The following is a 21,995-nucleotide window of genomic DNA, read 5'->3' as shown; positions in this document are numbered from 1 at the left end:
TGCGTAGTCGCCTGAAGTCGGATGCGTCCGCATTGGGAAGTTCAATACCCTCGCAAGCACATGATCACGAGGGGGAACTTGTGATGAGACGTGTTCTGGCGGCCACCGGTGTGGCCGCACTGACGAGTGTGATCTTCACGGGGGTACCGGCCCAGGCGGCGCCGGGAGCGACGCTCCTCGCCGACACCAACCGCAGCGGCACGGTCGACTGGGCCGACCAGACCGGCAAGGGGAAGTGGACGCAGAGCAGGGGAGCGATCTTCCTGCCCAACCTCGACGACGACGCGAAGCGCTGCAAGGTCACCGAGGAAGATCTGAAGAACCACGCCATCGCCGTCGACGAACGGCTCGCGGCTTGCAACGACGCCCAGGACGACGTCCTCAACGGCGCGCAGGACGCCCAGGACTTCGCCCCGCTGCGCACGATGCCGCGCAACACGAGGGCCGACGGCACGATCGAACTCGGCGCGAACCAGGGCCGCTACGCCCGCCTGTGGATCGAACGCGACGGCACCTGGACGTCCCTGGGCGACAAGGGCACGCTCACCGCCGCCGAACTGCGCAAGGGCGTCAAGCTCGGCCTGGAGGGCAGGGACGTCATCCGGGACAAGGCCGTGTGGGACGGCACCGTCACCGTGACGCTGAAGACCGGCGGCAGCACGGACTCGGTCCAGCTCCGCGTCGCACCGCTGATCCTGCAGAACGACCTGAAGGCGCCGAGCAAGGTCGTCACCTCGAAGCCGATCAGCCCGGGCCTCGACACCGGCTACCAGGAGTTCGTCGACGGCCTCAAGGCCGCGATGAAGGCCGCGAACCTGCCGGACGAGGCACTGCAGGTGGTCGCCAACGACGACCGCTGGTTCCAGGACATCTTCGAGCCCACCACGGCGTCCATGCCGGGCCCGAACGGCAAGCCTCAGGTCATGCGGGTGCTGTTGCGCAGCGCCAACTACCGGCCGGGCATGGAGTTCGAGGGCGTCTACTACCCGCCGGCCCTGCGCCCCGCCGGACGCGTCGTGTTCAGCGCCCTGCGCGGCCCGGACGTCGGCGTCGTGCAGCAGTACACGGCCGAGCGCACCGAAGCCGTCGACGACAGCCTCAACTCCACCGGCAACTACGAGAGCCTGCCGCCCTACCGGGGCCACGAACTGGGCAGGCCGTTGTTCGGCAGCACCCAGGCACGCATGCCCGACCCGACGTTCGCCAAGATGATCGGCGACCAGTACGCGGAACCGGTCATCATCGACACGTCGTGGCTCGCCGTCGGTCACTCCGACGAGACCGTGCACGCCATCCCGGCCCGCAACTCCCGCGGCTGGACGTTGATGGTCGCAGACCCGAGGCTCGCCCTCGACGTCATGCGCAAGGCCACAAAGGACGGTCATGGCGGCGCGGTGCTGTTCGAGGGCACCAGCGAGCGGGACAAGCCCACGATCGACCAGGCACTCGCCGACCAGGACTTCCTGGCCCGCAACGAGACCGCGGCCAAGCACATCGACACCCAGCTCGCCGTGCTCACCAGGGAGACCGGTCTGAGCGACCGCGAACTCGTCCGGGTTCCGGTGCTGTTCCAGGAGTTCCGCTGGCCGCAGCTGGCCGCGGCCACCGACGAGCTCACCGCGTCCGGCCGGATCACCCGCGAGCAGCTCACCGCGCTGGGCGAGCGGATGCGCACCGGCCAGGCACCGGACTCGATCTTCGTCGCGCACTCGGCGGGCATCCCCAACGGCATCTCGCTCGGTGGCGGCGTGTTCGGCGCACCGGACCCGCACGGACCGCGCGTCAACGGCGTCGACCTGTTCAAGGCCAAGACCGAACAGGCGCTGACCGGCACTGCGGTCAAGATCAAGTGGGTGGAGGATTGGGACTTCCTGCACGCCGGTGCGGGGGAGGTGCACTGCGGGACCAACGCGTTCCGCGAGCCCACCAGGGCGGACTGGTGGCGTGCCTGATGGAGTCACAGGGGGTTTCACCGGAATGAAGAGGCTGAGCCTCGCGCTGGCGGGTGTCGTCAGCGCGGCTTTCCTGATGGGCACTTCGGTGGCGGCGCCGCCGGACCAGCCGGTGACGCAGGACGGCGCCACCTACGTCTACCGCGTCCCCGCGCCGCTGGGGCAGAAGGCGCAGGACCTGCTCGCCCGCGGGTTCGACGTCCTCGAGCAGCGCGACGGCGACGACCTATTCGTCCTGGGGTCGAAGACCACCCACACCGACCTCACCGAGGCGGGCTTCGAGGGCAAGGTCGAGTCGGTCATGGCGCCGCCGTCGTCCGACCTCAAGACGCGCGGCCACGGCGTCACCGAGACGTACTACGGCGGCTACCGCACGGTGAAGGCGCACTACGCCCACCTCGACCAGGTGGCGTTCAAGTACGCGGGCCTCGCGAAGGTCGTCGACTACGGCGACTCGTGGCGCAAGACCCAGGGCGCAGGCGGGTACGACCTCAAGGCCGTCTGCCTCACCAAGCGCGCTCTCGGCGACTGCAAGCTGACGCCGAACGTCCGCAAGCCGCGGATGGTGGTGTCGGGCCAGATCCACGCCCGCGAGATCACCACCGGCGACATGGCGTGGCGCTGGATCGACCACCTGACCCAGGGCTACGGCAAGGACCCCGAGGCCACCAAGTTGCTCGACACGACCGAGGTCTGGGTCATCCCGATCGCGAACCCGGACGGCGTGCAGATCGTGCAGTCCGGCGGCGAATCGCCGAAGTTGCAGCGCAAGAACGCCAACCACACCAACGGCCCGAAGGACTGCCCGACGACGCAGGACCCCGGCGCCCAGATCGGCGTCGACGTCAACCGGAACTTCGACGCGCAGTGGGGTGACAACGGCACGTCGTCCGACCCGTGCCACCAGGTCTACCGCGGGCCGAGCCCGGACTCCGAGGTCGAGACGAAGGCGCTGGAGAAGCTCTTCCGGTCTCTCTTCAAGGACACCCGCGGCCCCGCCGTGACCGACCCGGCCGACCCGAAGACCCGCGGCATGGTCGTCACCATGCACGCCGCGCTCAACGTCGTGCTGCTGCCGTGGGGCTACACCACCACGCCGTCGCCGAACGACGAACCGCTGCGGGCGATGGCGAAGGACATGGCGGAACTCGCCGGACCCGAGTGGCAGTACGGCCAGCCCGGCGAGTTGCTCTACACGGCGGGTGGCTCGATCGACGACTGGGTGTACGGCGAACTCGGCGTTCCGCACTACACCTGGGAGATCGGCAACTGGGAAGGCGAGTGCACCGGGTTCCTGCCCGCGTACTCGTGCCAGGACGGGCACTGGGCCAAGGTCAAGCCGATGCTGACCTACGCCACGAAGAAGGCCGCGAACCCCTACGGCGGGTGAGCACTCGGATACCCGTACGGATGTCCTGGGTCACGTTTTCCTGACACCCCGTGCGGGTATTCGCCCGTCATGGACCGCGGCATGACCATTGACTTCGGCTTCGACATCGACTTCGACGACTCGGCGGCGCGGCAACTCAGGCGCTACGTCCGGGAGGTCGTCACGGGGCTCGGCCTGCGCGGGGACAGCTCGTGCTTCGAGCTCACGCCGCTGCCCGGTGCCTACATCGCACTGGATGGGCGGCTCGCCGAGCACCCCGACCACTACGTGGCGCTCGTGTGGAAGGAAAGCGCGGGCTGGTCGATCGCGATCGAGAACCGGCTGGGGGAGCTCGTGGAGGTGGCCAGGCTGGAAGGCCTGCACCCCTCTCCCGCGTCGGTCGTCGCCTGGGTGAAGGAACTGCTGCACGGCGACGAGCGCGGCAACCGGGACTTCGCCGCGGTCCTCCCGGTGCAGCGCACCGCGTTGTCCTAGCACCAGGACAACGCAGTTCCAGGGCAAGAGAAAGGCCCGGTGTCCGCCGTCTTCGGACACCGGGCCTTTCCGCCTATCCACCTACGCGGGCACGGTCCACCGCTGGTTCGCCCCACCCGTGCAGTCCCAGATCTGCACCCTCGCGCCGTTGGCGTTGTTGTTGCCGATCACGTCGAGACACTTGTTGCTGCCGGCGTTCACCAACGTGCCGCCGGACGCCGTCCACCTCTGGTTCGGACCGCCGAAGCAGTCCCAGAGCTGCACCGCCGAGCCGTTCGCCGTGCCGTTGCCGGTCACGTCGAGGCACTTGCCCAGGCCGCGCACCGTGCCGTCCGAGGACAGCGTCCACGTCTGGTTCGGGCCGCCGAAGCAGTCCCAGATCTGCGGCAGGTTGCCGTTGACCGTCGAGCCGTTCGTCACGTCGAGGCACTTGCCGCCCAGACCGGAGATCTGGCCGGTGCGGCCCGTCGGCGGCTGACCCGGGTCGAGGTTGCCGGGCCACGTGAACGTCGCCATCGCGCCGGCCGGCATGTTGTAGCCGAACGTCTGGCCGTTGTACTGCACGCGGAAGTTCTGCTGACCGCCCGAGTTCAGCGCGACGAGCACGATCTGGCCGTCCGGGTTGCGGAAGGCGACGTTCTGCACGCCACCCTCGCCGTAGCCGGTCGAGTCGATGCGCACCGCGCCGGGCTTCACGAACTTCGACAGGTGGCCGAGCACGTAGTACTCGGCGTTGTACGTGACGTTGCCGCCGGAGGTGGTGACGACGCCCGTGCAGTTGGTGCAGCTGCCGATGACCGGGCCGTTGTTCTGGTCCAGGGCCATGTTCCAGATCGCCACGGACCGCGCGTGGTTGCGGGTCGCGCCGATCGCGAGGTTGATGCCCTGCCAGCGCAACGTGTCGCGGAACGTCGCCGCGTCGTTGCCCGACCGCGTGCCGGAGCACTCGGTGAAGAAGATGTCCTTGCCCGGCTGGTTGTTCTTCACGACCGACTGGCCGCTCGGGTTGCCGCCGTAGCAGTGCCACGCCGAGCCGATCACGTTGTTGCCCGCGCCGTTGTTGACGGTCTGCGGGTAGTTCGTGTCGTCCCAGTTGTGGTCGTAGCCGAGCAGGCGGGCCTGCTCACCGGCCGCGCGCAGCTTCGGCACCAACGTGTTGATGACGTTGACCTGCTGCTGCGCCGACATCCTCATGCCGGGGTAGCCCGGCGGTTCGAAGTTCGGCTCGTTCTGCACCGACAGGTAGTCGATCGGGATGCCGGCGGCCTTGTACGCCTGGGCGAACTTGACCAGGTAGTCGGCGTAGACCCCGATGCGGCTGTCGTTCAGCTGGCCCTGGATGAGGCTGTTGTTGTTCTTCATCCACGCCGGCGCGCTCCACGGGGTCGCCATGAAGGAGACCTGCGGGTTGAGCTGCTTGGCCTGCTGCAACAACGGCAGGATGTACGCGCGGTCGTGGTCGATGGAGAACCGCGACAGCGACGGGTCCGCGGCGCCGTCGTTGTAGGTGTAGAAGTTCCGCGAGAAGTCCGACGCGCCGATCGGCTGGCGCACGAAGCTCAGCCCGATGCCGCTCGACGTGTTGAACAGGTTGTTCATGATCTCGCCGCGGCGCGGGGAGTTGAAGATGTTCCACGCCGCGGAGTCGGTGAACGACGCGCCGAAGCCCACCATGGACTGGAAGGTGGAGTTCGGGTTCACGGTGATCGTCGACCCGGAGCCACCCGAGCCGAACGTCACGTCCCCTTGCCTGGTAAGGGCGTTGACCTTGTCACCTGTCGTCAGCCAGACGCTCGCGTTGGTCGCCGCGGTGGCGGCGGGGGAGGACACGAGTGTGCTTCCCACCGTCACCACGGCCGCCGCGATCGCGATTCCGCGCCAACGTTTTGTCCTCATTGACATAGCGCTCCTTGCAGGGGTGTAAGCGCCCGATAGCAGATATTCAGTTGTAGAGCCGGAAATCGGCGATGCTCCACCAGTTGCTCGCGGCACCGGTGGACGTGATGCGGACGTAGCGCGCGCTCGTGCGGCGAACGTCGATGTTGGTCAGCTGGCCGACACCCTCACCGGACGCGATCCTGCGCCAGCTCGTGCCGTTGTCGCTGACCGAGAGCTCCCAGGTGCGGGCGTAGTCGCCGAGGTTGCCACCGGAGTCGACCGCGACGCGGCGGAAGTCCTTGCGGCGCCCCAGATCGACCTGGAGGAACTGGCCGGGAGCCTGCGCCCCGTTGTTGGACCAGCGGGTGGAGGCGTCGTCGTCGATCGCCGCCGCGCCGTCCGGGGTGGCGGTGGCGCCGGCCAGGGAGACGGCGTCGAGCCTGCTGCGGTGCTGGCTGGTCCAGGTGAACGTCGCCAGCGCACCGCCGGGCAGGGTGTACTCGAACGTGCGGTCGCCGACGTTGACCGCGAACGAACGCGGGTCGTCGTGCTGGTTGTGCACCACCAGAGCCGTGGAGCCGTCGGGGTTGCGGAAGGCCGCGTCCATGATCTGGCCGTTCCAGCCGGTGGTGCCGAACGAGGTGCTGGCGATCCGGCGCGCGCCCGGCTTCACGAACTTCGACAGGTGGCCGATCGTGTAGTACTCGGCGTCGGTGTCGACCGAGCCGTCCGGCTGCACGGTGACGAGGCCGGTGCAGGTGTTGCAGCCGCCCAGGTGCGGGCCGCCGGTGCTGTCGAGCGCGATGTTCCAGTTGACCGCGCTCTTGGCCCAGTTGCGGGTGGTGCCGAGCACGACGTTGCGGGCGTGCCAGCGCAGCGTGTCGCTGAAGACCTTCGCGGGCGGGTCGGTCGCGCCCTTCGAGCCAGAGCACTCGGTGAACCAGATGCCCTTGTCCGGGAAGGCGTTGTGCAACGCGGTCTGCGCGCTCGGGTCACCGTAGTAGCAGTGGTAGGCCGTGCCCGCGACCCACTTCGCGGCCTTGGACCGCAGGATCTGGTACGGGTAGTCGGCTTCCGCCGTGCCGTCGTTGGGGTGCGTGGCCCAGTTGTGGTCGAAGCCGAGGATCTTGGTGCGCGGGCTCGCGAACTTCAGCTTCGGGCCGAGCGCCTCGATCACCTGGACCTGCGCGGCGACACCCATGTCCGTGCCGGGGTAGGCGTCGGGTTTGCGGTTCTGCGGTTCGTTCTGCACCGACAAGAAGTCGATCGGCACACCGGCCTTCGCGTACGCCTGCACGAACTTCACGAGGTAGCGCGCGTAGGCGTCGTAGATCTTGGGGTCGTCCTTGAGCTTGCCGCCGACGAGCGAGTCGTTGTCCTTCATCCACGCGGGCGGGCTCCACGGCGTGGCCATGATCTTGATCTTCGGGTTCAGGCGCTTCGCCTCGCGCAGCAACGGGAGGATCTTCGCCTCGTCGTGGCGGATGCTGAAGTGCCTGAGCGGGAAGTCCGTCTGGCCCGCGGGCACGTCGTCGTAGGTGTAGTGCTCCTCGGCCGCCGTGAAGTCCGACGAACCCACGGGCTGGCGCAGGAAGCTGACGCCGATGCCGTTCTTCGGGTCGAACAGCTTGCGCATGGTCTCGGCGCGGACGGCAGGGGACAGGCCCGCGAGGACCTCGGCGGACGAGTCCGTGATCGACGCGCCGAAGCCGTCGATCTCCTGGTAGCGGCGGTCGGGGTCGACCACGATCGTCGGGTGCGCCGACTCGCTGGTGCCGAACGTGACCCGAGGGCGTTCGTGCATCAGTTCCGCCCGGTCCGGGGTGGTGACCCAGACGCGGACCTGCGGGGCACTGGAAGCCTCGGCGGCCGGTACGGCGGTGAGACCGACTACCAGGGCGACGATCGCGGTTGTTCTCATTGACGTCCTCACGACATGTAACACGTCTAGATCACTGTGAAACGCTGGTGTTTCAGGATGAAACACCGGGGTGTGGCGATCGTCAATGGTCTGGGGGAGTTCCGGTACAGTGACCTGGTGGAACGCAAGATCGAGAACGTGAAACAACGCGCGAGCCTGCGGGACATCGCGGCGGAGACCGGTGTCTCGATCGCGACCGTCTCCCGCGTGCTCAACGATCACGTCAACGTGGCGCAGCGGACCCGTGACCTGGTCCTTCAGGCCGTGGAGCGACGCAAGCAGGTGGTCCCCGAGCAGCGCACGCGCACGGTCTACGTCCGCTGCCCGTACGTCCTCACCGACTACTTCGGCCTGATCGTCTCGTCGATCGCCGAAACGCTGAAACTGCACGGCCTGCGCATGCTGCTGGACGCGGGTGAGTCAGGCCAGGGCTCCGCCGCGTTGCGCGCGTTGCCGGACATGACCGACGTCGACGCGGCCATCCTCATCCTGCCGCCCGAGGAGGGCGACGAGCTGCTCGCCCTGACCCGCGCTGGCTACCCGTTCGTCGTGGTCGACCCGCGCATCCTGCCGCTACCGGACATCGCCTCCGTGTCCGCCGCGCACTTCGCGGGTGCCAGGGCCGTCGCGGACCACCTGATCGATCTCGGGCACCGCGACATCGCCGTGATCGCGGGCCCGGAGGAGTGGCTCGCCGGTGACGCCCGTCTGGCAGGTCACCGCGCCTCGCTGGCGAAAGCGGGCGTGCTGCTGTCCCCCAGCCGGTTGCGGCACGTGGAACCCACGACCGCGCACGGCAAGGCGGCGGCCGCTGAGTTGCTGGCGCTGGAACCTCGGCCTTCTGCAGTCGTGTGCTTCAACGACAAGGTCGCCGTGGGCACGTTGCAGGCGGCGCGCGAACGGGGCCTGCGCGTGCCGGAGGACCTGTCGGTGGCCGGGTTCGACGACATCGACCTGGCCGAGGCGACCAACCCGCGGCTCACGACCGTGCGGCAACCGTTGCAGGAGATGGGAAGCATCGCCGTCACGCAGCTCATGCGGGTGCTGGACGGGCATCAGCCCGAGGCGTTGCACATCGAACTGGCGACGACGCTGGTGGTGCGGGACTCCACAACCGCCGTCTAGTGCACGACCGCCCACGTGCGGTCGGCCGGGTCGACCAGGACTTTCAGCTGCGGCTGGCCGCGGTAGTGGTTGCAGTGGTGGCGCACCTCGAAACCGCCGTCTTCCAGCGGAATCCAGAGCTTCAGCTCGTGCGTGACGGACTCGCCGTCGAAGTCCTTGGTGCTGCTCACGACCTCGGCGGTGACCGTGGTGCCCTTGGCGCGCAAGGCGGTGGTCTCGCTCGCGGACGTGCCGGCCGACGACCAGACCCTGAACATGATGAACAAGCCGCCGAGCTCGGCGAGTTCCCAGAGGACGATCGCCCACCACGGATCGCCCGAGAAGGGGAGCGCGACCATGCCGAGGGCCAGCGCGGCCGCCACGGTCCCCGCGAACGCTCGTTGCGCGACAGCGATGGCCGGGTTCGTCAGCACCACTTCGGCCGGGGTTGTGGTCACGCGGAGATCCTAGAACGAATACTCGCGGGACTCCGGTGTGGAGGCTGTGGCAACCTCCGGACATGCAAGAACTGCGCGTGCACGACGGCCGTCACTACGCCGTCCAGTTCCACTGCGCCCTGCCGGACGACGCGTGGAGCGTGGAGCTGAGCGAGGCCGTCCCGGCGCCGGCCACGTCGGACGAGACCCACTGGCCGGGAAACGCCTTCATCGTGGCGCTGGTCGCAGACGAGGACCCCGACCGGGAACCGGAAGTCCACCTCCACAGCCACGACGAGCACGTCATCCCCTACGAGATCATGCGCTGGTTCATGGAGAAGGTGGCCGAGGAGATCGACCGCGTCCGTGCCGGGTTCGAGCAGGGCAAGGGCGACGCCTAGTCTGCCGCGATGAACTTCAGCTTCGCAGGCAGCCTGCTCGAACGGAGCGGCCGCCTCCACGACGTCTACGACGCGATCGTGGCGGGGGAGTTGGACCTCGGGCTGACCGAGGAGGGACCGCTGTGCGACGACGACGAACGCCTGCGGTTCATCGCGTACCTCGAAGAGCGCTTCGTCGGCGACAAGTACGAGAGCATGGCGGCGCGGCGCCGTGAGCTGCGCTTCCAGTCGTTCCTCATCGAGATGCGCGAGTGGGACTGGGGGCACATGTACGTGCAGAGCGCCTACAACGCGGCCCGCCACCCGGACCGCGGCAGCCTGATGCACTGCACGCCGCAGCCCGGGGGCGGGTTCCTGCTGAACGTGGGCCCGGACTCCCGGCCCGACCAGACGTTCCTGCTCGCGGACGACGAGGAACGCCTGGCGTTCGTGGCGTTCCTCGAGAAGCGCTACGGGAACGTCGCGGAGTGGGAGGAGTCCGAGCACCAGCGGTACCAGCGGGGACTGCATCAGGGGAGCAACGTCACCGACTGACCCTTGTGCAGCTTGACCTTCTTCTTCCAGTTCCCGAAGCGGACCTCGGTCTCCGTGCCGCCGACGCTGCGCACGGTCACACTGGTGACCTTGCTGTCCTTCCACGTCAGGTCGACGGTGAAGCCGCCGCGCGCGCCGATCCCGGTCACCGAACCGGTCTTCCACGCCTTGGGCAGCGCGGGCAGGAGTTCGATCACGCCCGGACGGCCGTACAGCAGCATCTCCAGCATGGCGGCCGGAGCGCCCAGGTTCGCGTCGATCTGGAAGATCGACCGGTCGCCGAAGCTGTACATGTCGAAGAAGTTCGGCGCCGTGCCGTTCGCGTAGTTGATCGAGGGCCGGATGACCTTCCCGATCAGCTCGTACGAGCGGTCGGCGTCCTTCAGCCGCGCCCAGCAGGCCGCGCGCCACGCGAGTCCCCAGCCGAAGCTCTCCATGCCGCGGGTGATCAGGTGCTGCTTCACGCCGTCGAGGATCGCGGCGGGAGAGTCGTCGCGGTTGATGCGGTCACCGGGGAAGAACCCGACGAGCGGGGACAGGTGCCGGTGCGTGGTCTCGCCGAGGTCGTCCGGCGACATCCACTCCTGCAGCATGCCGGTCTTGGGGCTGACGACCGGCAGGTAGAGCTTGTCCCGCAACGCGGACATCTTGCGGCCGTATGCCTGGTCGCGGCGCAGTACGTCGGTCGCGGTGCGGTACGTGCCGAAGAGGTGGTGCACCAACTCCTGGTTGTAGGTGTTGCCGCGGGTGTCCTGCGGGCCGTGCTCGGGTGACCAGTCGTGGTCGTCGACGAGGCCCTGCGGGGTCTCGACGAGCCTGGCCTCCCAGAACTCGCAGGCGCCCTTGAGCAACGGGTAGATCTTGGCCAGGTAGTCGCGGTCCAGCGTGTACTCGTAGTGCTCGTACAACGACATGCACAGCCACGCGTTGCCGCCGGGGTGCCACCACCAGCCGCTGCCGCCGTAGATGTTGGTGGAGAACGCGATCGCCCAGCCGGCGACCTTGTTGTTGGTGTTGCGGAACCGGTTGCGCTCGTCCTGGTACACCGCCTGCGTGGTGTTCGTCCATGCCGGCAGCTGCGCGAGGCAGTAGTCCGCCAGGGCTTCGAACGTGTCCGACAGCGCGGCCCGGTCCGCGAGCCAGTAGTTCATCTGGATGTTGATGTCGGTGTGGTAGTCGCTGTACCAGTCCGGGTTGTTGCTCGACAGCCACAGACCCTGCAGGTTGATCGGCAGGTTGTCGCGCGACGCCGTGATCGCGAGGTAGCGGCCGAACTGGAGGTAGCTCGCCTCCAGCTCCGGGTCGGGCGCGTTGCTCGTCGCCCTGGCCTGCAACCGCGTCCAGGTGTCCATCGCGCGCTGGGCGTCGGTGGAGCGGCCGAGGTCGACCCGCTGCCGGTCGTACTTCTTGCGGTAGTCGGCGACGTGCGTGCGCAGCAGGGCGTCCGCCTTGGCGCGCACCCTGGCCTTCTCCAGCGCGAGCTTCGCCGGTTCCATCACCGGGTCCATGAACCCGACGGTGTGGTCCGGGACGTAGTTCGTGCCGCCGGAGAACACGATCACGAGGTCCGAGCAGCCGGTGAACGACAGCTTCGCGCCGTCCACCTTGACCGTCCCATCAGGACTGAACGCCGTGACGACACCCGCGTAGGCCAGCTTGTTCGCGAACGAGCCCGTGAACACCGCCGCGGTGTGCGGCGCGTCGCCGACGGACGGTTCGCCGTGCGCGCCGACGAGGTCGATCGTGCCGGTCTGGTTCGGGCCGACGAGCCGGACGATCACCACGTCGTCCGGGTGGCTCGAGTAGATCTCGCGCCGGTACTGCTTGCCGCCGTGCGTGTACTTCGTGGTGACGAGGCCGTTGCTCAGGTCGAGCTCGCGGCGGTAGTTGGTGGCGCCCGCGTGGCCCGGCACGGTGATGTAGAGCTTGGCCAGCATGGAGAACGTGCCGAAGTGCGTCGGGTCGTAGGGCAGCTGGCCGTCGCCTTCGAGGGCGTCGTTCAGCTCGCCGGTCCACAGGGTGACGTCGGTCAGGTACAGGAAGTCCTTCTCGACGCCACCGCCGACGAGCGCGCCCAGACGCCCGTTGCCGATCGGGAGACCCTGCTCGATGATCTTCGCCTCGTCGGCGGGAGCGGGGTACCAGAGCGTGGTCGGGTTGGCGGTGAGCGGGTTGCCGGTCGGCCGGTAGGGCTCGGCGTGCGAGGTGAACGTGGGCAGGACCATCGCGCCCAGGCCGAGGGCGCCGGTGGCCTTGAGGAACGTGCGACGTGAGGTCATCTTTGAGCTCCGTGGAGGTTCATCGGGTGACTGTCCTGGTCACGGGGTGGGGAGTGCCGACACGTGCACGGCGTTGTCCGGTCCGCGCACGGCGACCCACGACGTGCCGCCGTCACCCGCGGCCGCACCGACCGCACCGGTGAGCGCGTTGCTCACGAACTGGTCGCGCTTGAACCACCAGGTGCCCGCGCCGTCGACGAGGTCCTGCTGCCACAACGTGTAGTCGCTGCCGCGCACGAACACGTTGACCCGGTCGCCGTTCGCGAGGGCCGTCGGGCTGCCGCTGATCACGCCGCCGAGCGAGGTCCACGCGGACCAGCCGTTCGCGGTGCGCTTGCGGTACCAGGCGGAGTCGTCCTGCAGCCGGACCGTGACGAACGTGCCCGCGGACACCGTTGCGGCAGAAGGCCTGCCGTAGATCTGCTGGTTGCCGGGCGAACCGACCGAGGTCCAGGTGGCGTTGTTCTTGTCGCGCGTCCACACGCGACCGTCAGCGCCACGACCGAAGAGGCTCCAGCTGTCCGGGCTCGTGAACGCCACCGACACCGAGTCCGTCAGGGTGCCGCCGAGCGAGGACCAGTTGCCCCACTTGCCGTTCGCGTAAGTCCGTTGGTACGCAACGTTGTCCGTGCCTCGCACGAAGAGGTCGATCCGCCCGTTCGCGCCGGCGAAAGCACTCGGCTGGCCGAGGATCTGCCCGTTCTTGGGGCCACCGAGCACGACCCAGTTGCGCCACTCACCGTTGACCATCGACCGCTGCGTGAGCCGACCGGACTTGTCCCGCGCGAACGTGGCCATCGTCCTGTCGTCCCACCGAACCAGCGCCGGGCTGGCCGAGGTCTCGCCCCCGACGTCCGTGCCGGGTACCGCGGTCTCACCGCGCAACTTGAGGAACGCCGTGCCGTGCGCGGGAACCGTGACGGTGATCTTGTCGGTCGTGGTGCCCTTGTCGGCCCGCGCCCGCAGGTCCCGCACGCTGACCGTGCCCTTGAGCCCGGCGTCGGCGACGTTGACCGCGAACTCGGCGGGCTGGTCGTTGCGGTTCAGCACCGCCACGGCCCGCTCACCCTTGCCGGACAACACCTTGCTGTACACGTCGACGTTGTTCGACCCCGCGACCCTCACTCCCTGGATGGCCAGCGGGTCCTGGTCGACCGCGATGATCTCGGGGTTCTTCAACGTGTCGATCATCGACTGCGGCAACGTCCGCGGGTCCGACCCGATGATGAGCGGCGAGGCCATCACCGACCACATGACGAGCTGCGAGGTCGACTCCTCCTCGTTGAGCTCGTACGTGCCCTGCTCCGTCTTGCGCATGGGAATCAGGTAGTCGGGATCGTTGTAGTGACCGGGTCCCTGCGCGCCGGGCCGGTAGAGGTTGCGATCCATGTTGCGCAACACGTCGCGCCAAATGCCCTCGTACGGCGTGCCGAACGCGACGTCGGTGCTCGTCCGCCACGAGTCACCGACCCGAGGCCCGTACGTGTAAGCCACGTAAGCGGTCTGGTCCCACCGGTGCGGCACACCCCACTCGTCCGTGACGGGGTTGCAGAGGTTGAGGATCATCTTCCGCCCGGCCTTCTGCACGGCGGCGGAGAACTGCGTGAACGCGACAGCGGGGTCCATGTTCTGCGCGATGCCGCACAGGAAGTCGATCTTGATGGCGTCGAACTTCCACCCGGCGAACTGCTTGGCGTCGGCCTCGTAGTACCCACCACCACTGCCGGCGGCGCAGTTCTTGCCGTCCCAAGCGCCGGCGTCGGTGTAGATGCCCGCCTTCAACCCCTTGGCGTGCAACATGTCGGTGAGCTTGTTGAACCCGGACGGGAACCGCGCGGGGTCGGGCACGAGCGAACCCTTGCCGTCGCGCGGCGGGTTGGCGTTCCACCCACCGTCGATCCACACGATGTTGTACCCGGCCTTGGCCAGACCACTGCTGACGAGGTGGTCCGCCACCCCGAGCACCTTCTCCTCCGACGCCGCCCCAACGGCGAAGTAGGAGTTCCACCCCATGTACGGAGTGCGTGCGACACCGGAGTCGTAGTAGGTGGGCGCCCCTTGGTCAACGCCCGCGTGCTCAACCGGGGCGGAAGTGGCAGCAGGCGCAGCGGCAACCGCCGTGGGCGCCAACAGCGCCAAAGCGATGGTGGCCGCGGACAGCAGGGTTCTCGGCATACCCGTACCTCTCGTCGTCGAGTGGCCAAAGCATGCTTCGGTCACCCGATCGCGTCAAGAATAAATACTAAATTAAGTTTAGAAATCCCTGCGCCCGTACGCACCGTAACAGCCCTCCGACCTATGGCAACGGTCTGCGCCCGATCCGGCCTCGACCTGTCCGATTCAGGTCAAGGTCCTCGGAGGTGTGGGGTGCCTGCGGGTAACGCCCGGTGCCCCCAGAGGCACCCCTGCCGGTTCGCTGCGACAAGCCGGAGGGGTTGAAGAGGGAAGGAGGCGAGGGGCGAGAAGCGTTCGGAGTGTGAACGGGGCGATCATCCCGTGGACGGGGGAGCGGGCGCGTAGCGTTGGGCGCCGTGAATGATCGTGCGGATGTGCCGGACCGGGTGCTGGACGAGGTGCGGGCCATCTGCGCCGCGTTGCCGGAGGCCACTGAGCAAGCGGCGTGGGTGGGCGTGCGGTGGAGCATCCGCAACCGCAGTTTCGTGCACGTCTTCACGGCGCATCCTGGTGAGACCGGGGCGTACAGCCGGGCCGCCGAACTCACCGAACCAACGGTGATCATGACGTTCCGGGCCCAGCCTGAGGAGTTCGATGCCCTGGCCGAAGCCGGGGAGCCGTTCTTCCGGGCGGCGTGGGGCAAGGACGTGGTCGGGCTGAAGGTGCTGCCGGATGTGGACTGGGACGAGGTGCGGGAGTTGCTGACCGAGAGCTACCGCGTGCTGGCGCCGGCGAAGCTCGTGAAGCTGCTCGGTTGAGCGGTCTCCGCCGTGGTCGTACGGAGCAGACACGTCCACTTGGCGTCCTGGGGTGCATCGAACCCGGCGGGGAAGGCGCTCATCAGCGCGTTCCAGGTCTTCCAGATCGACACGGCCTCGCCGTAGAGCCGCTGGAAGTCGCTCGTGGCGGCGAGGTCGTTACGACCCGGACGAGCACGTGCAATTCGTTTCGGCGCGGGTGATCATTCCCGGTTCACAGGTGGTGGGTACCCGCCGTGACAACGCGATCGGGTTTACCGGGCAGCCGCACCACCGTCGTGACGCCCTCCGGCACCGTCAAGTCCACGCGCATCGGCCCGCTTTCGCACGACCACGCCACCGAGAGAAGGCCGTGCGGTGTGCGAAGACTTGCTCGCGCCGAGGTGATGGTCCTGGACGGGACGGGCGCGACCAGTGCCCTGCTGTAGCCGGGGGCCAACGGGGCGATGCCGCCGATGACGCGATGCATCCAGTCCGCGACGGCCCCGAGCGCGTAGTGGTTGAAGCTCGTCATCTCGCCGGGGTTGATGCTGCCGTCGGGAAGCATGGAGTCCCAGCGTTCCCAGATCGTCGTCGCTCCCATCGTCACCGGGTACAGCCAGCCCGGTTCCTCGCGTTGGGCCAGCATGGCGTGGGCCAGGTCCGGGCGGCCGGTGCGGGTCAGTGCGTCGAGCACGAACGGGGTGCCCGCGAAGCCCGTGGAGATGCGAAGCCGTGCCTTCTCCACGAGTTCGGCCAGGCGTTCGCCCGCAGCCCGTTCGTGCTCGGGTTCCAGCAGGCCGAAGCAGATCGCCAGGGCGTACACGGTCTGGCAGTCGCTGGTGACGACACCGTCGGAATCCACATAGGACGAACGGAACGCGGCGCCGATCCGTTGTGCGAGCTCGTCGAACTCCGTCGCGTCGTGGTCCAGCACCTCGGCCGCGCTCGCCGTCATGCGTGCGGAGCGGTACAGGGCGGCGGTCGCGACCACTGCCGGGTCTGCCTTCGCTGCCGCCGGGTCGTCCGGCGGGGCGTCGGGGTCGAGCCAGTCGCCGAACTGGAATCCCTTCTCCCACAGCCCTTCCGCGGACAGCAGACTCGCCGCGTGGCGCACGTGGGACGTCATCATCGGCCATTGGCGAGCCAGCAGGTCCTTGTCGCCGTACGCCTCCCAGAGTGCCCACGGCATCCACACGGCGACATCGCCCCACACGGCGGTCGTTTCAGACGGCCCGAACTCGGCCGGCGCGCCCCACTTGAGGATGTCCGGTACGACGAAAGGAACTCGTCCGCCTGCGGCAGTCTGTTCGGCTGCGAGGTCGGCGGACCAGTCCTCCAGGAACGCCGCGACGTCGTAGAGGTAGGCGGCCGCAGGAGCGAACACGGCGAGGTCGCCGGTCCACCCCAGGCGTTCGTCGCGCTGCGGGCAGTCGGTGGGCACGTCGAGGAAGTTGCCCTTCATGCTCCACACCACGTTCTCGTGCAGGCGGTTCAGTTCCGGGTCCGAGCACTCGAACGTGCCGATGCGGGTCAGTTCCGAGTGGACGACCACGGCCTCGACCGCGTCCTCGGCGATCTCGCCGGGCCAGCCGTGCACGTCGGCGTAGCGGAAGCCGTGGAACGTGAACGCGGGCTCGAACTCGTCGTCACCGCCGGACAGGACGAACCGGTCGGTCGCGAGTGCGGAACGCAGCGGGCGCGTGCCCAGTTCGCCGTTCTCCAGCACCTCGGCGTGCCGGACCGTGACGACCGCGCCCGCCTCGCCCCTGACCCGGATCCTGAGTCGTCCCACCAGGTTCTGGCCGAAGTCGAGGATCGTGCGCCCTGACGGTGCCCCGTGCGAGGTGACGGGCCGGAGCGTCTCCTGGCGGCGCGTCGGCGGGCCGATGTAGGGGGTGAGCGTGGCGTGGTCGAAGTCGAGGACCTCGACCTGTCCCGGCAGTGCCGTGAGCCAGTCCGCGGTGAGCCGCGCGTCCGTGGTCTGGCCGTCGTAGAGGTCGTCGGCCGTCACCTCGGACGGACCCGCCTCCCAGTTCTCGTCGGTGGCCACGGTCTGCCGGTGCCCGTCGGCGAAGGTGATCTCCAGTTGGGCGAGGGCGCCGAGGCGGTCTCCGTAGAACGCGCGCTTCCCGGTCCAGCCGAGCCTGCCGCGGTACCAGCCGTTGCCGAGGTGCACGCCCAGCACCGCGGAGTCGCTGCGGAGCAACGTGGTCACGTCGTAGGTGCGGTAGCGGAGTCGCCACTCGTAGGAGGTCCAGCCAGGGGAGAGGACGTCGTCGCTCACGGGGTGACCGTCGAGGTGCGCCTCGAACACACCCAGCGCGCTCACGTGCCACGTCGCGGCCGTGACGGCGCCGTGGCCCTGGTCGAGGGTGAACTCGGTGCGCAGCCGCGGCGAAGGCGTGTCCACGACGGGGCTGATCATCTTGGCTCGCCAGAGCACGGGCACGGCAGCTCCCCGGTCGCCGATGAAACGATTCAAAGCACGAGGCTATGGTTCGGTTCAGGGCCCGTCAAGGGAACGGCGCAGAACGCGGCCGCCGCTACTTTCCGTGCTCGGGCGCGATTCAGGGGCGTCGGCGGGACGAGGTGCGCACGACCAGTTCCGGTTGGAAGACGACCTGCCGGTGCCGGTGATCGGGTTTGTGCTCCATCTCGGCGAGCAGCAGCTGGGTGGCGGTCCTGCCGAGCAGATGACGCGGCTGCGCGACGGAGGTGAGCGGCACCATGGCCGCCTCGGCGAACTCGATGTCGTCGTAGCCGACGATCGCCAGGTCGTCAGGAACCTGCATGCCCAGGCGCAACGCCTGCTGGAGCAGTCCGAGTGCGACCAGGTCGTTTCCGCAGATCACGCCCGTGGGTCTGCGGCTCGACGGCAGTCCCGCGAGCCGTTCGCCGCCGTGGCGCCCGCCGTGCACGTCGAGGTGTTCGCTCGGCAGGACGACCAGGTCGGCGGGGTCGAGGCCGGCGCGGGTCATCGCGTGGCGCACCCCCGTCACGCGGTCGCCGATCTGCCGGACGTTCTCGGTGCCACCCATGAACGCGAGGTGGCGGTGGCCGAGTTCGAGCAGGTGGGTCGCGGCCAGGTCGCCGCCCTGCACGTCGTCGACGGTGACGGAGCAGAAGTTCTCGCCGAGCTGGCGGTCGACCAGCACGATCGGGGTGCCGCGCTGGGGCAGCACGCGGAGGCGCTCGTCGTGGTCGTCGGCCGGGGTGACGAGGATGCCCTCGGTCCGCTGACGTTCGAGCAGCTCGAGATACGTGGCCTGGCGGTGGGTGTTGCGGCCGACGTCGCCGAGGAACACCGAGAGTCCGTGCTGCTCGGCCTCCTCGGTGATGCCCCGGCTGACGTCGGTGAAGAACGGGTTGCCGATGTCGAGGGCCAGGTAGGCGAGTGTGGAGCCGGGCGCGCCGCGCAGCCGGCGGGCCGAGTCGTTGCGCACGAAGCCGAGCTCTTCGATGGCCGTGAGCACCCGGTCGCGGGTGGCCTGGCTGACCGCTTCCGGCCTGTTGATCACGTTGGAGACGGTGCCGATCGACACCCCCGCCCGCGCGGCGACGTCCTTCATCCTCGCCGACAAGGGCTCGCCCATCGCTGTTCGTCGCTCCGATCCGTGATCTTCCGAGATCGGAAGGATATCCCTCGCGGTCCCACGTCCTCGGGATGGACCTCTCCGGCGCGTTGTGCGCGGAGAGTAGTTCTTGACCATTTGCACGGCACGTCTCATCCTTGATTGGAACGTTTCAAGGCTGCTGCGACACGACCCCGAGGCCCGCGCCGGTGAGGCGCAGACCTTCGAGGTGCCGCCGGCGTCGGCCCGGTACGTGCGAGTGGTGGGGACGGAACTGGTGGGAGTGGGCACGGAACAGGGTGCGCGGGCCTCAGGCGAGGACGACGATCAACGTCCGCGGCCCGTGCACCCCTTCCACCCGCTCCAGCTCGATGTCACTGGTGGCGGACGGGCCGCTGATGAACGTGGTGGGGCGCACCGGATCCAGGCGTGCCAGCAGTTCCGGCACGGACTCGACGACCTGGTCGGTGCGCACCACGCACACGTGCACGTCCGGCACCAGGGTGAGTGCCCGGCGACCCTGGTCGGGTCCGGCGTCGAGGGCGATCGTGCCGGTCGTGGCGCAGGCCGCAGCGGACCCGGTGACCACTGCGGCGAAGCCGTCCAGTTCGGAGGGTGAGAAACCGGTGTCGGGAACGCCTGCGGGGCACCAGCCGACCGGGAGACCGGCCGGCACGAGCACCGGTCCATCCACAGAGGACAGAGCGGTGGAGATGGCGGTGGGCACGCCGCCCGCCGTGCCCTCGCGCGCGTCGATCACCTGCGCCTTGTAGTCCAGCAGCCGGTCGACCAGCAGCTCGACCACCGCGTCCGACCCCGGTGCGTGCATCCCGGCTCGCCGGTACTCGCGCGGAACCGGTGGCGCAGCAGGACTTCCCGCGGCCGCGTTGGCCGCGCGGATCCGTCCCAGCACCTCGTCACGTGCGCTCATCGCCCCTCCTTCTCCCGTGCCCACCACTGCCGGAACGTCTCCTTCGGCGGCCTCGGCGCGTCCCGGCTCGCCGTCCACCCCGACATCGGCGGCGGCAGCGACGAGATGCGGTCCGTCCTGCGCCCGAGCACCCTGCCCAGCCGGGACGCGGCCTCGGCGGCGGAGAAACGACGTGGCGAGGACATCACCCACGAGGCCGCCGCCATCGCCAGCGCCTCGGCGGACGGGACACCGCCGCGGTTCTCGTCCACGTGCCTGGTCCGCAGTCGCACCAGCAGGGACGGGATGTCGATGCGCACCGGGCAGGCGTCGAAGCAGGCGCCGCACAACGTCGAGGCGTACGGCAGCGAGGCGTTGTCCTCGACTCCGGTCAGCTGCGGGGTCAGCACGGCGCCGATCGGACCGGGGTAGACCGAGCCGTACGCGTGGCCGCCGGTGCGTTCGTAGACCGGGCAGACGTTGAGGCACGCCGAGCACTTGATGCAGTGCAACGCGGACCGCCCGACCTCGTCGGAGAGCGTCGCGGTGCGGCCGTTGTCCAGCAGCACGAGGTGGAACGCCTGCGGTCCGTCGCCGGGCGTGACCCCGGTCCAGGCCGAGGTGTACGGATTCATCCGCTCGCCGGTCGACGAGCGCGGCAGCAACTGCAGGAACACCTCCAGATCGGTCCACGTCGGCACGACCTTCTCCACGCCCATCACGGTGATCAGGGTTTCGGGCAGCGTCAGGCACATCCGGCCGTTGCCCTCGCTCTCGACCACGAGCAGCGTGCCGGACTCCGCGACGCCGAAGTTCGCGCCCGAGATCGCGACCTTCGCGCGCAGGAACCGGTCGCGCAGGTAGGCGCGCGCCGCCATGGCGAGCCGGCGCGGTTCCGAGGTCAGCGACGGGTCGACACCGGGCATCTCGCGCAGGAAGATCTCACGGATCTCCGCGCGGTTGCGGTGGATCGCGGGCACCAGGATGTGGCTCGGCAGATCGCCGCCGAGCTGGACGATCAGCTCGGCGAGGTCGGTCTCGTGCGCGGTGATGCCCGCGTCCGCGAGCGCCTCGTTGAGCCCGATCTCCTGCGTGGCCATCGACTTGACCTTCACGACCTCGGTCTCGCCGGTCGCGCGCACCAGCGAGGTGACGATCTCGTTGGCCTCGTTCGCGTCCCGCGCCCAGTGCACGACGCCGCCGCGGGCCTGGACCTCGCGCTCCAGCCGTTCGAGGTGCTCGTCGAGCCGGGCCATCGTCGCCGCCTTCAGCGCCGAACCGGCGAGCCGGAGCTCCTCCCAGTCCGGCAGCTCGTCCACGACGGACGCGCGCTTGCCGCGGATGGTCGCGGTGGCGTGGCCGAGGTTGCGGCGCAGCTGGGAGTCGGCGAGGGCCGTGCGGGCGGCCTCCGGGAACGACTCACTCCCACGCAGGTGGCCGACGCCGCGGGGCGCGGGCATGCCGAGGAACGTGGTCATGACGCCTCCGTGGTCGCGAGGATCTCCGCCAGGTGCACCGAACGGGTGCCGGTGCGCAGCCGGGACAGGCCGCCGCCGATGTGGGTGAGGCACGACGCGTCACCGGCCGTGGCGACCTCGGCTCCGGTGGCGAGCACGTTGCGCATCTTGTCGGCCAGCATCGCGGTCGACACGTCGGCGTTCTTGAGCGCGAACGTGCCGCCGAACCCGCAGCACTGGTCGGCCGCCGGCAGCTCCAGCAAGGTCATCCCGCGCACGTTCCGCAGCAGTCGCAACGGTTTGTCGTCCACCCGCAGCATCCGCAGCGAGTGGCAGGTGGGGTGGTACGTGACGCGATGGGGGTAGTAGGCGCCGACGTCCTCGACCCCGAGGACGTCGACGAGCAGCTCGGACAGCTCGAAGGTCCGGCCCGCCACGGATTCCGCGCGGCCGGCCAGCTTCGCGTCCCCGGCCGCGCGCGCCACGTCCGCGTGCTGGTGCCGCACCGAGCCGACACACGACCCGGACGGCGCGACGATCACGTCGTAGGGCTCGAACACGGAGACGTGGTGGCGCACCAGGGGTTCGGCCTCGCGGCGATAACCGGTGTTGACGTGCATCTGTCCGCAGCACGTCTGCGCGGAGGGGAACACGACCTCGTGGCCGAGGCGTTCGAGCAACGTCACGGTGGCACGGCCGACCTGCGGCGCGATGGCGTCGGCGAGGCAGGTGACGAACAGGGCGATCCGCACGGCGGTCCTCTCTGGGGGC

Annotated in this window: 17 protein-coding genes; 7 read left to right on the top strand and 10 right to left on the bottom strand. The window is 68.9% G+C overall.

Annotated elements, in window-relative coordinates; all coding sequences use genetic code 11:
* The first annotated feature begins 83 nt into the window (after positions 1–83).
* From JNUCC0626_RS14585 to JNUCC0626_RS14575, 3 genes are all read left to right on the top strand, one after another.
* The gene (locus JNUCC0626_RS14585) at positions 84–1,952 is read left to right on the top strand and encodes a protein-arginine deiminase family protein (protein ID WP_394620277.1); all 1,869 of its coding nucleotides are present in this window, start codon (positions 84–86) and stop codon (positions 1,950–1,952) included.
* 25 nt (positions 1,953–1,977) lie between these two features.
* Complete coding sequence (locus JNUCC0626_RS14580; protein ID WP_394620276.1) at positions 1,978–3,342, top strand: M14 family zinc carboxypeptidase; 1,365 nt, start codon at positions 1,978–1,980, stop codon at positions 3,340–3,342.
* An 81-nt stretch (positions 3,343–3,423) separates the two neighbouring features.
* Positions 3,424–3,816 (top strand): DUF6292 family protein, encoded by a 393-nt coding sequence (locus tag JNUCC0626_RS14575; RefSeq protein WP_394620275.1) that lies wholly within the window; start codon positions 3,424–3,426, stop codon positions 3,814–3,816.
* A gap of 81 nt (positions 3,817–3,897) precedes the next feature.
* Here the strand turns inward: JNUCC0626_RS14575 and JNUCC0626_RS14570 are convergent, their stop codons facing one another.
* Both JNUCC0626_RS14570 and JNUCC0626_RS14565 read right to left on the bottom strand, forming a co-directional pair.
* Complete coding sequence (locus JNUCC0626_RS14570; protein WP_394620274.1) at positions 3,898–5,712, bottom strand: ricin-type beta-trefoil lectin domain protein; 1,815 nt, start codon at positions 5,710–5,712, stop codon at positions 3,898–3,900.
* Positions 5,713–5,758: 46 nt separating this feature from the next.
* Positions 5,759–7,615, bottom strand: a complete 1,857-nt coding sequence (locus tag JNUCC0626_RS14565) for a discoidin domain-containing protein (protein ID WP_394620273.1) — start codon at positions 7,613–7,615, stop codon at positions 5,759–5,761.
* A gap of 117 nt (positions 7,616–7,732) precedes the next feature.
* On the opposite strand from JNUCC0626_RS14565, the gene JNUCC0626_RS14560 reads away from it, so the two are divergent.
* Complete coding sequence (locus JNUCC0626_RS14560) at positions 7,733–8,740, top strand: LacI family DNA-binding transcriptional regulator (protein ID WP_394620272.1); 1,008 nt, start codon at positions 7,733–7,735, stop codon at positions 8,738–8,740.
* Here JNUCC0626_RS14560 and JNUCC0626_RS14555 read toward each other — a convergent pair.
* Positions 8,737–9,177, bottom strand: a complete 441-nt coding sequence (locus JNUCC0626_RS14555; RefSeq protein WP_394620271.1) for a hypothetical protein — start codon at positions 9,175–9,177, stop codon at positions 8,737–8,739. The genes JNUCC0626_RS14560 and JNUCC0626_RS14555 overlap by 4 nt on opposite strands.
* 62 nt (positions 9,178–9,239) lie before the next feature.
* Here JNUCC0626_RS14555 and JNUCC0626_RS14550 point away from each other — a divergent pair, with 62 nt between their 5' ends.
* Both JNUCC0626_RS14550 and JNUCC0626_RS14545 read left to right on the top strand, forming a co-directional pair.
* Complete coding sequence (locus JNUCC0626_RS14550; protein ID WP_394620270.1) at positions 9,240–9,557, top strand: hypothetical protein; 318 nt, start codon at positions 9,240–9,242, stop codon at positions 9,555–9,557.
* Positions 9,558–9,566: 9 nt separating this feature from the next.
* Positions 9,567–10,091 (top strand): hypothetical protein, encoded by a 525-nt coding sequence (locus JNUCC0626_RS14545; protein ID WP_394620269.1) that lies wholly within the window; start codon positions 9,567–9,569, stop codon positions 10,089–10,091.
* On the opposite strand, the gene JNUCC0626_RS14540 is transcribed toward JNUCC0626_RS14545, so the two are convergent.
* Positions 10,067–12,370 carry a glycoside hydrolase family 95 protein gene (locus tag JNUCC0626_RS14540; protein WP_394620268.1) on the bottom strand — a complete coding sequence of 768 codons (2,304 nt, stop codon included), beginning with the start codon at positions 12,368–12,370 and terminating at the stop codon, positions 10,067–10,069. The genes JNUCC0626_RS14545 and JNUCC0626_RS14540 overlap by 25 nt on opposite strands.
* Positions 12,371–12,409: 39 nt before the next feature.
* Positions 12,410–14,545 carry a hypothetical protein gene (locus JNUCC0626_RS14535; protein ID WP_394620267.1) on the bottom strand — a complete coding sequence of 712 codons (2,136 nt, stop codon included), beginning with the start codon at positions 14,543–14,545 and terminating at the stop codon, positions 12,410–12,412.
* A 356-nt stretch (positions 14,546–14,901) separates the two neighbouring features.
* Between JNUCC0626_RS14535 and JNUCC0626_RS14530 the strand changes: the two genes are divergently transcribed.
* Positions 14,902–15,303 carry an MmcQ/YjbR family DNA-binding protein gene (locus JNUCC0626_RS14530; RefSeq protein WP_394620266.1) on the top strand — a complete coding sequence of 134 codons (402 nt, stop codon included), beginning with the start codon at positions 14,902–14,904 and terminating at the stop codon, positions 15,301–15,303.
* Positions 15,304–15,517: 214 nt separating this feature from the next.
* On the opposite strand, the gene JNUCC0626_RS14525 is transcribed toward JNUCC0626_RS14530, so the two are convergent.
* From JNUCC0626_RS14525 to JNUCC0626_RS14505, 5 genes are all read right to left on the bottom strand, one after another.
* A complete protein-coding gene (locus JNUCC0626_RS14525; protein WP_394620265.1) occupies positions 15,518–17,767 on the bottom strand; it encodes a family 78 glycoside hydrolase catalytic domain in 2,250 nt (749 codons plus the stop codon).
* 85 nt (positions 17,768–17,852) lie between these two features.
* Positions 17,853–18,878 (bottom strand): LacI family DNA-binding transcriptional regulator, encoded by a 1,026-nt coding sequence (locus JNUCC0626_RS14520; RefSeq protein ID WP_394620264.1) that lies wholly within the window; start codon positions 18,876–18,878, stop codon positions 17,853–17,855.
* Positions 18,879–19,167: 289 nt separating this feature from the next.
* The gene (locus tag JNUCC0626_RS14515; RefSeq protein WP_394620263.1) at positions 19,168–19,788 is read right to left on the bottom strand and encodes a LutC/YkgG family protein; all 621 of its coding nucleotides are present in this window, start codon (positions 19,786–19,788) and stop codon (positions 19,168–19,170) included.
* Positions 19,785–21,245, bottom strand: a complete 1,461-nt coding sequence (locus tag JNUCC0626_RS14510; RefSeq protein ID WP_394620262.1) for a lactate utilization protein B — start codon at positions 21,243–21,245, stop codon at positions 19,785–19,787. The genes JNUCC0626_RS14515 and JNUCC0626_RS14510 overlap by 4 nt, the downstream gene beginning before the upstream one ends.
* Positions 21,242–21,976 carry a (Fe-S)-binding protein gene (locus JNUCC0626_RS14505; RefSeq protein ID WP_394620261.1) on the bottom strand — a complete coding sequence of 245 codons (735 nt, stop codon included), beginning with the start codon at positions 21,974–21,976 and terminating at the stop codon, positions 21,242–21,244. The genes JNUCC0626_RS14510 and JNUCC0626_RS14505 overlap by 4 nt, the downstream gene beginning before the upstream one ends.
* Between the last annotated feature and the right edge of the window lie 19 nt (positions 21,977–21,995).

This window comes from Lentzea sp. JNUCC 0626, from assembly GCF_043632865.1.
Classification (GTDB): Bacteria; Actinomycetota; Actinomycetes; order Mycobacteriales; family Pseudonocardiaceae; genus Lentzea.
This window is presented reverse-complemented; position numbering and strand designations above follow the sequence as displayed.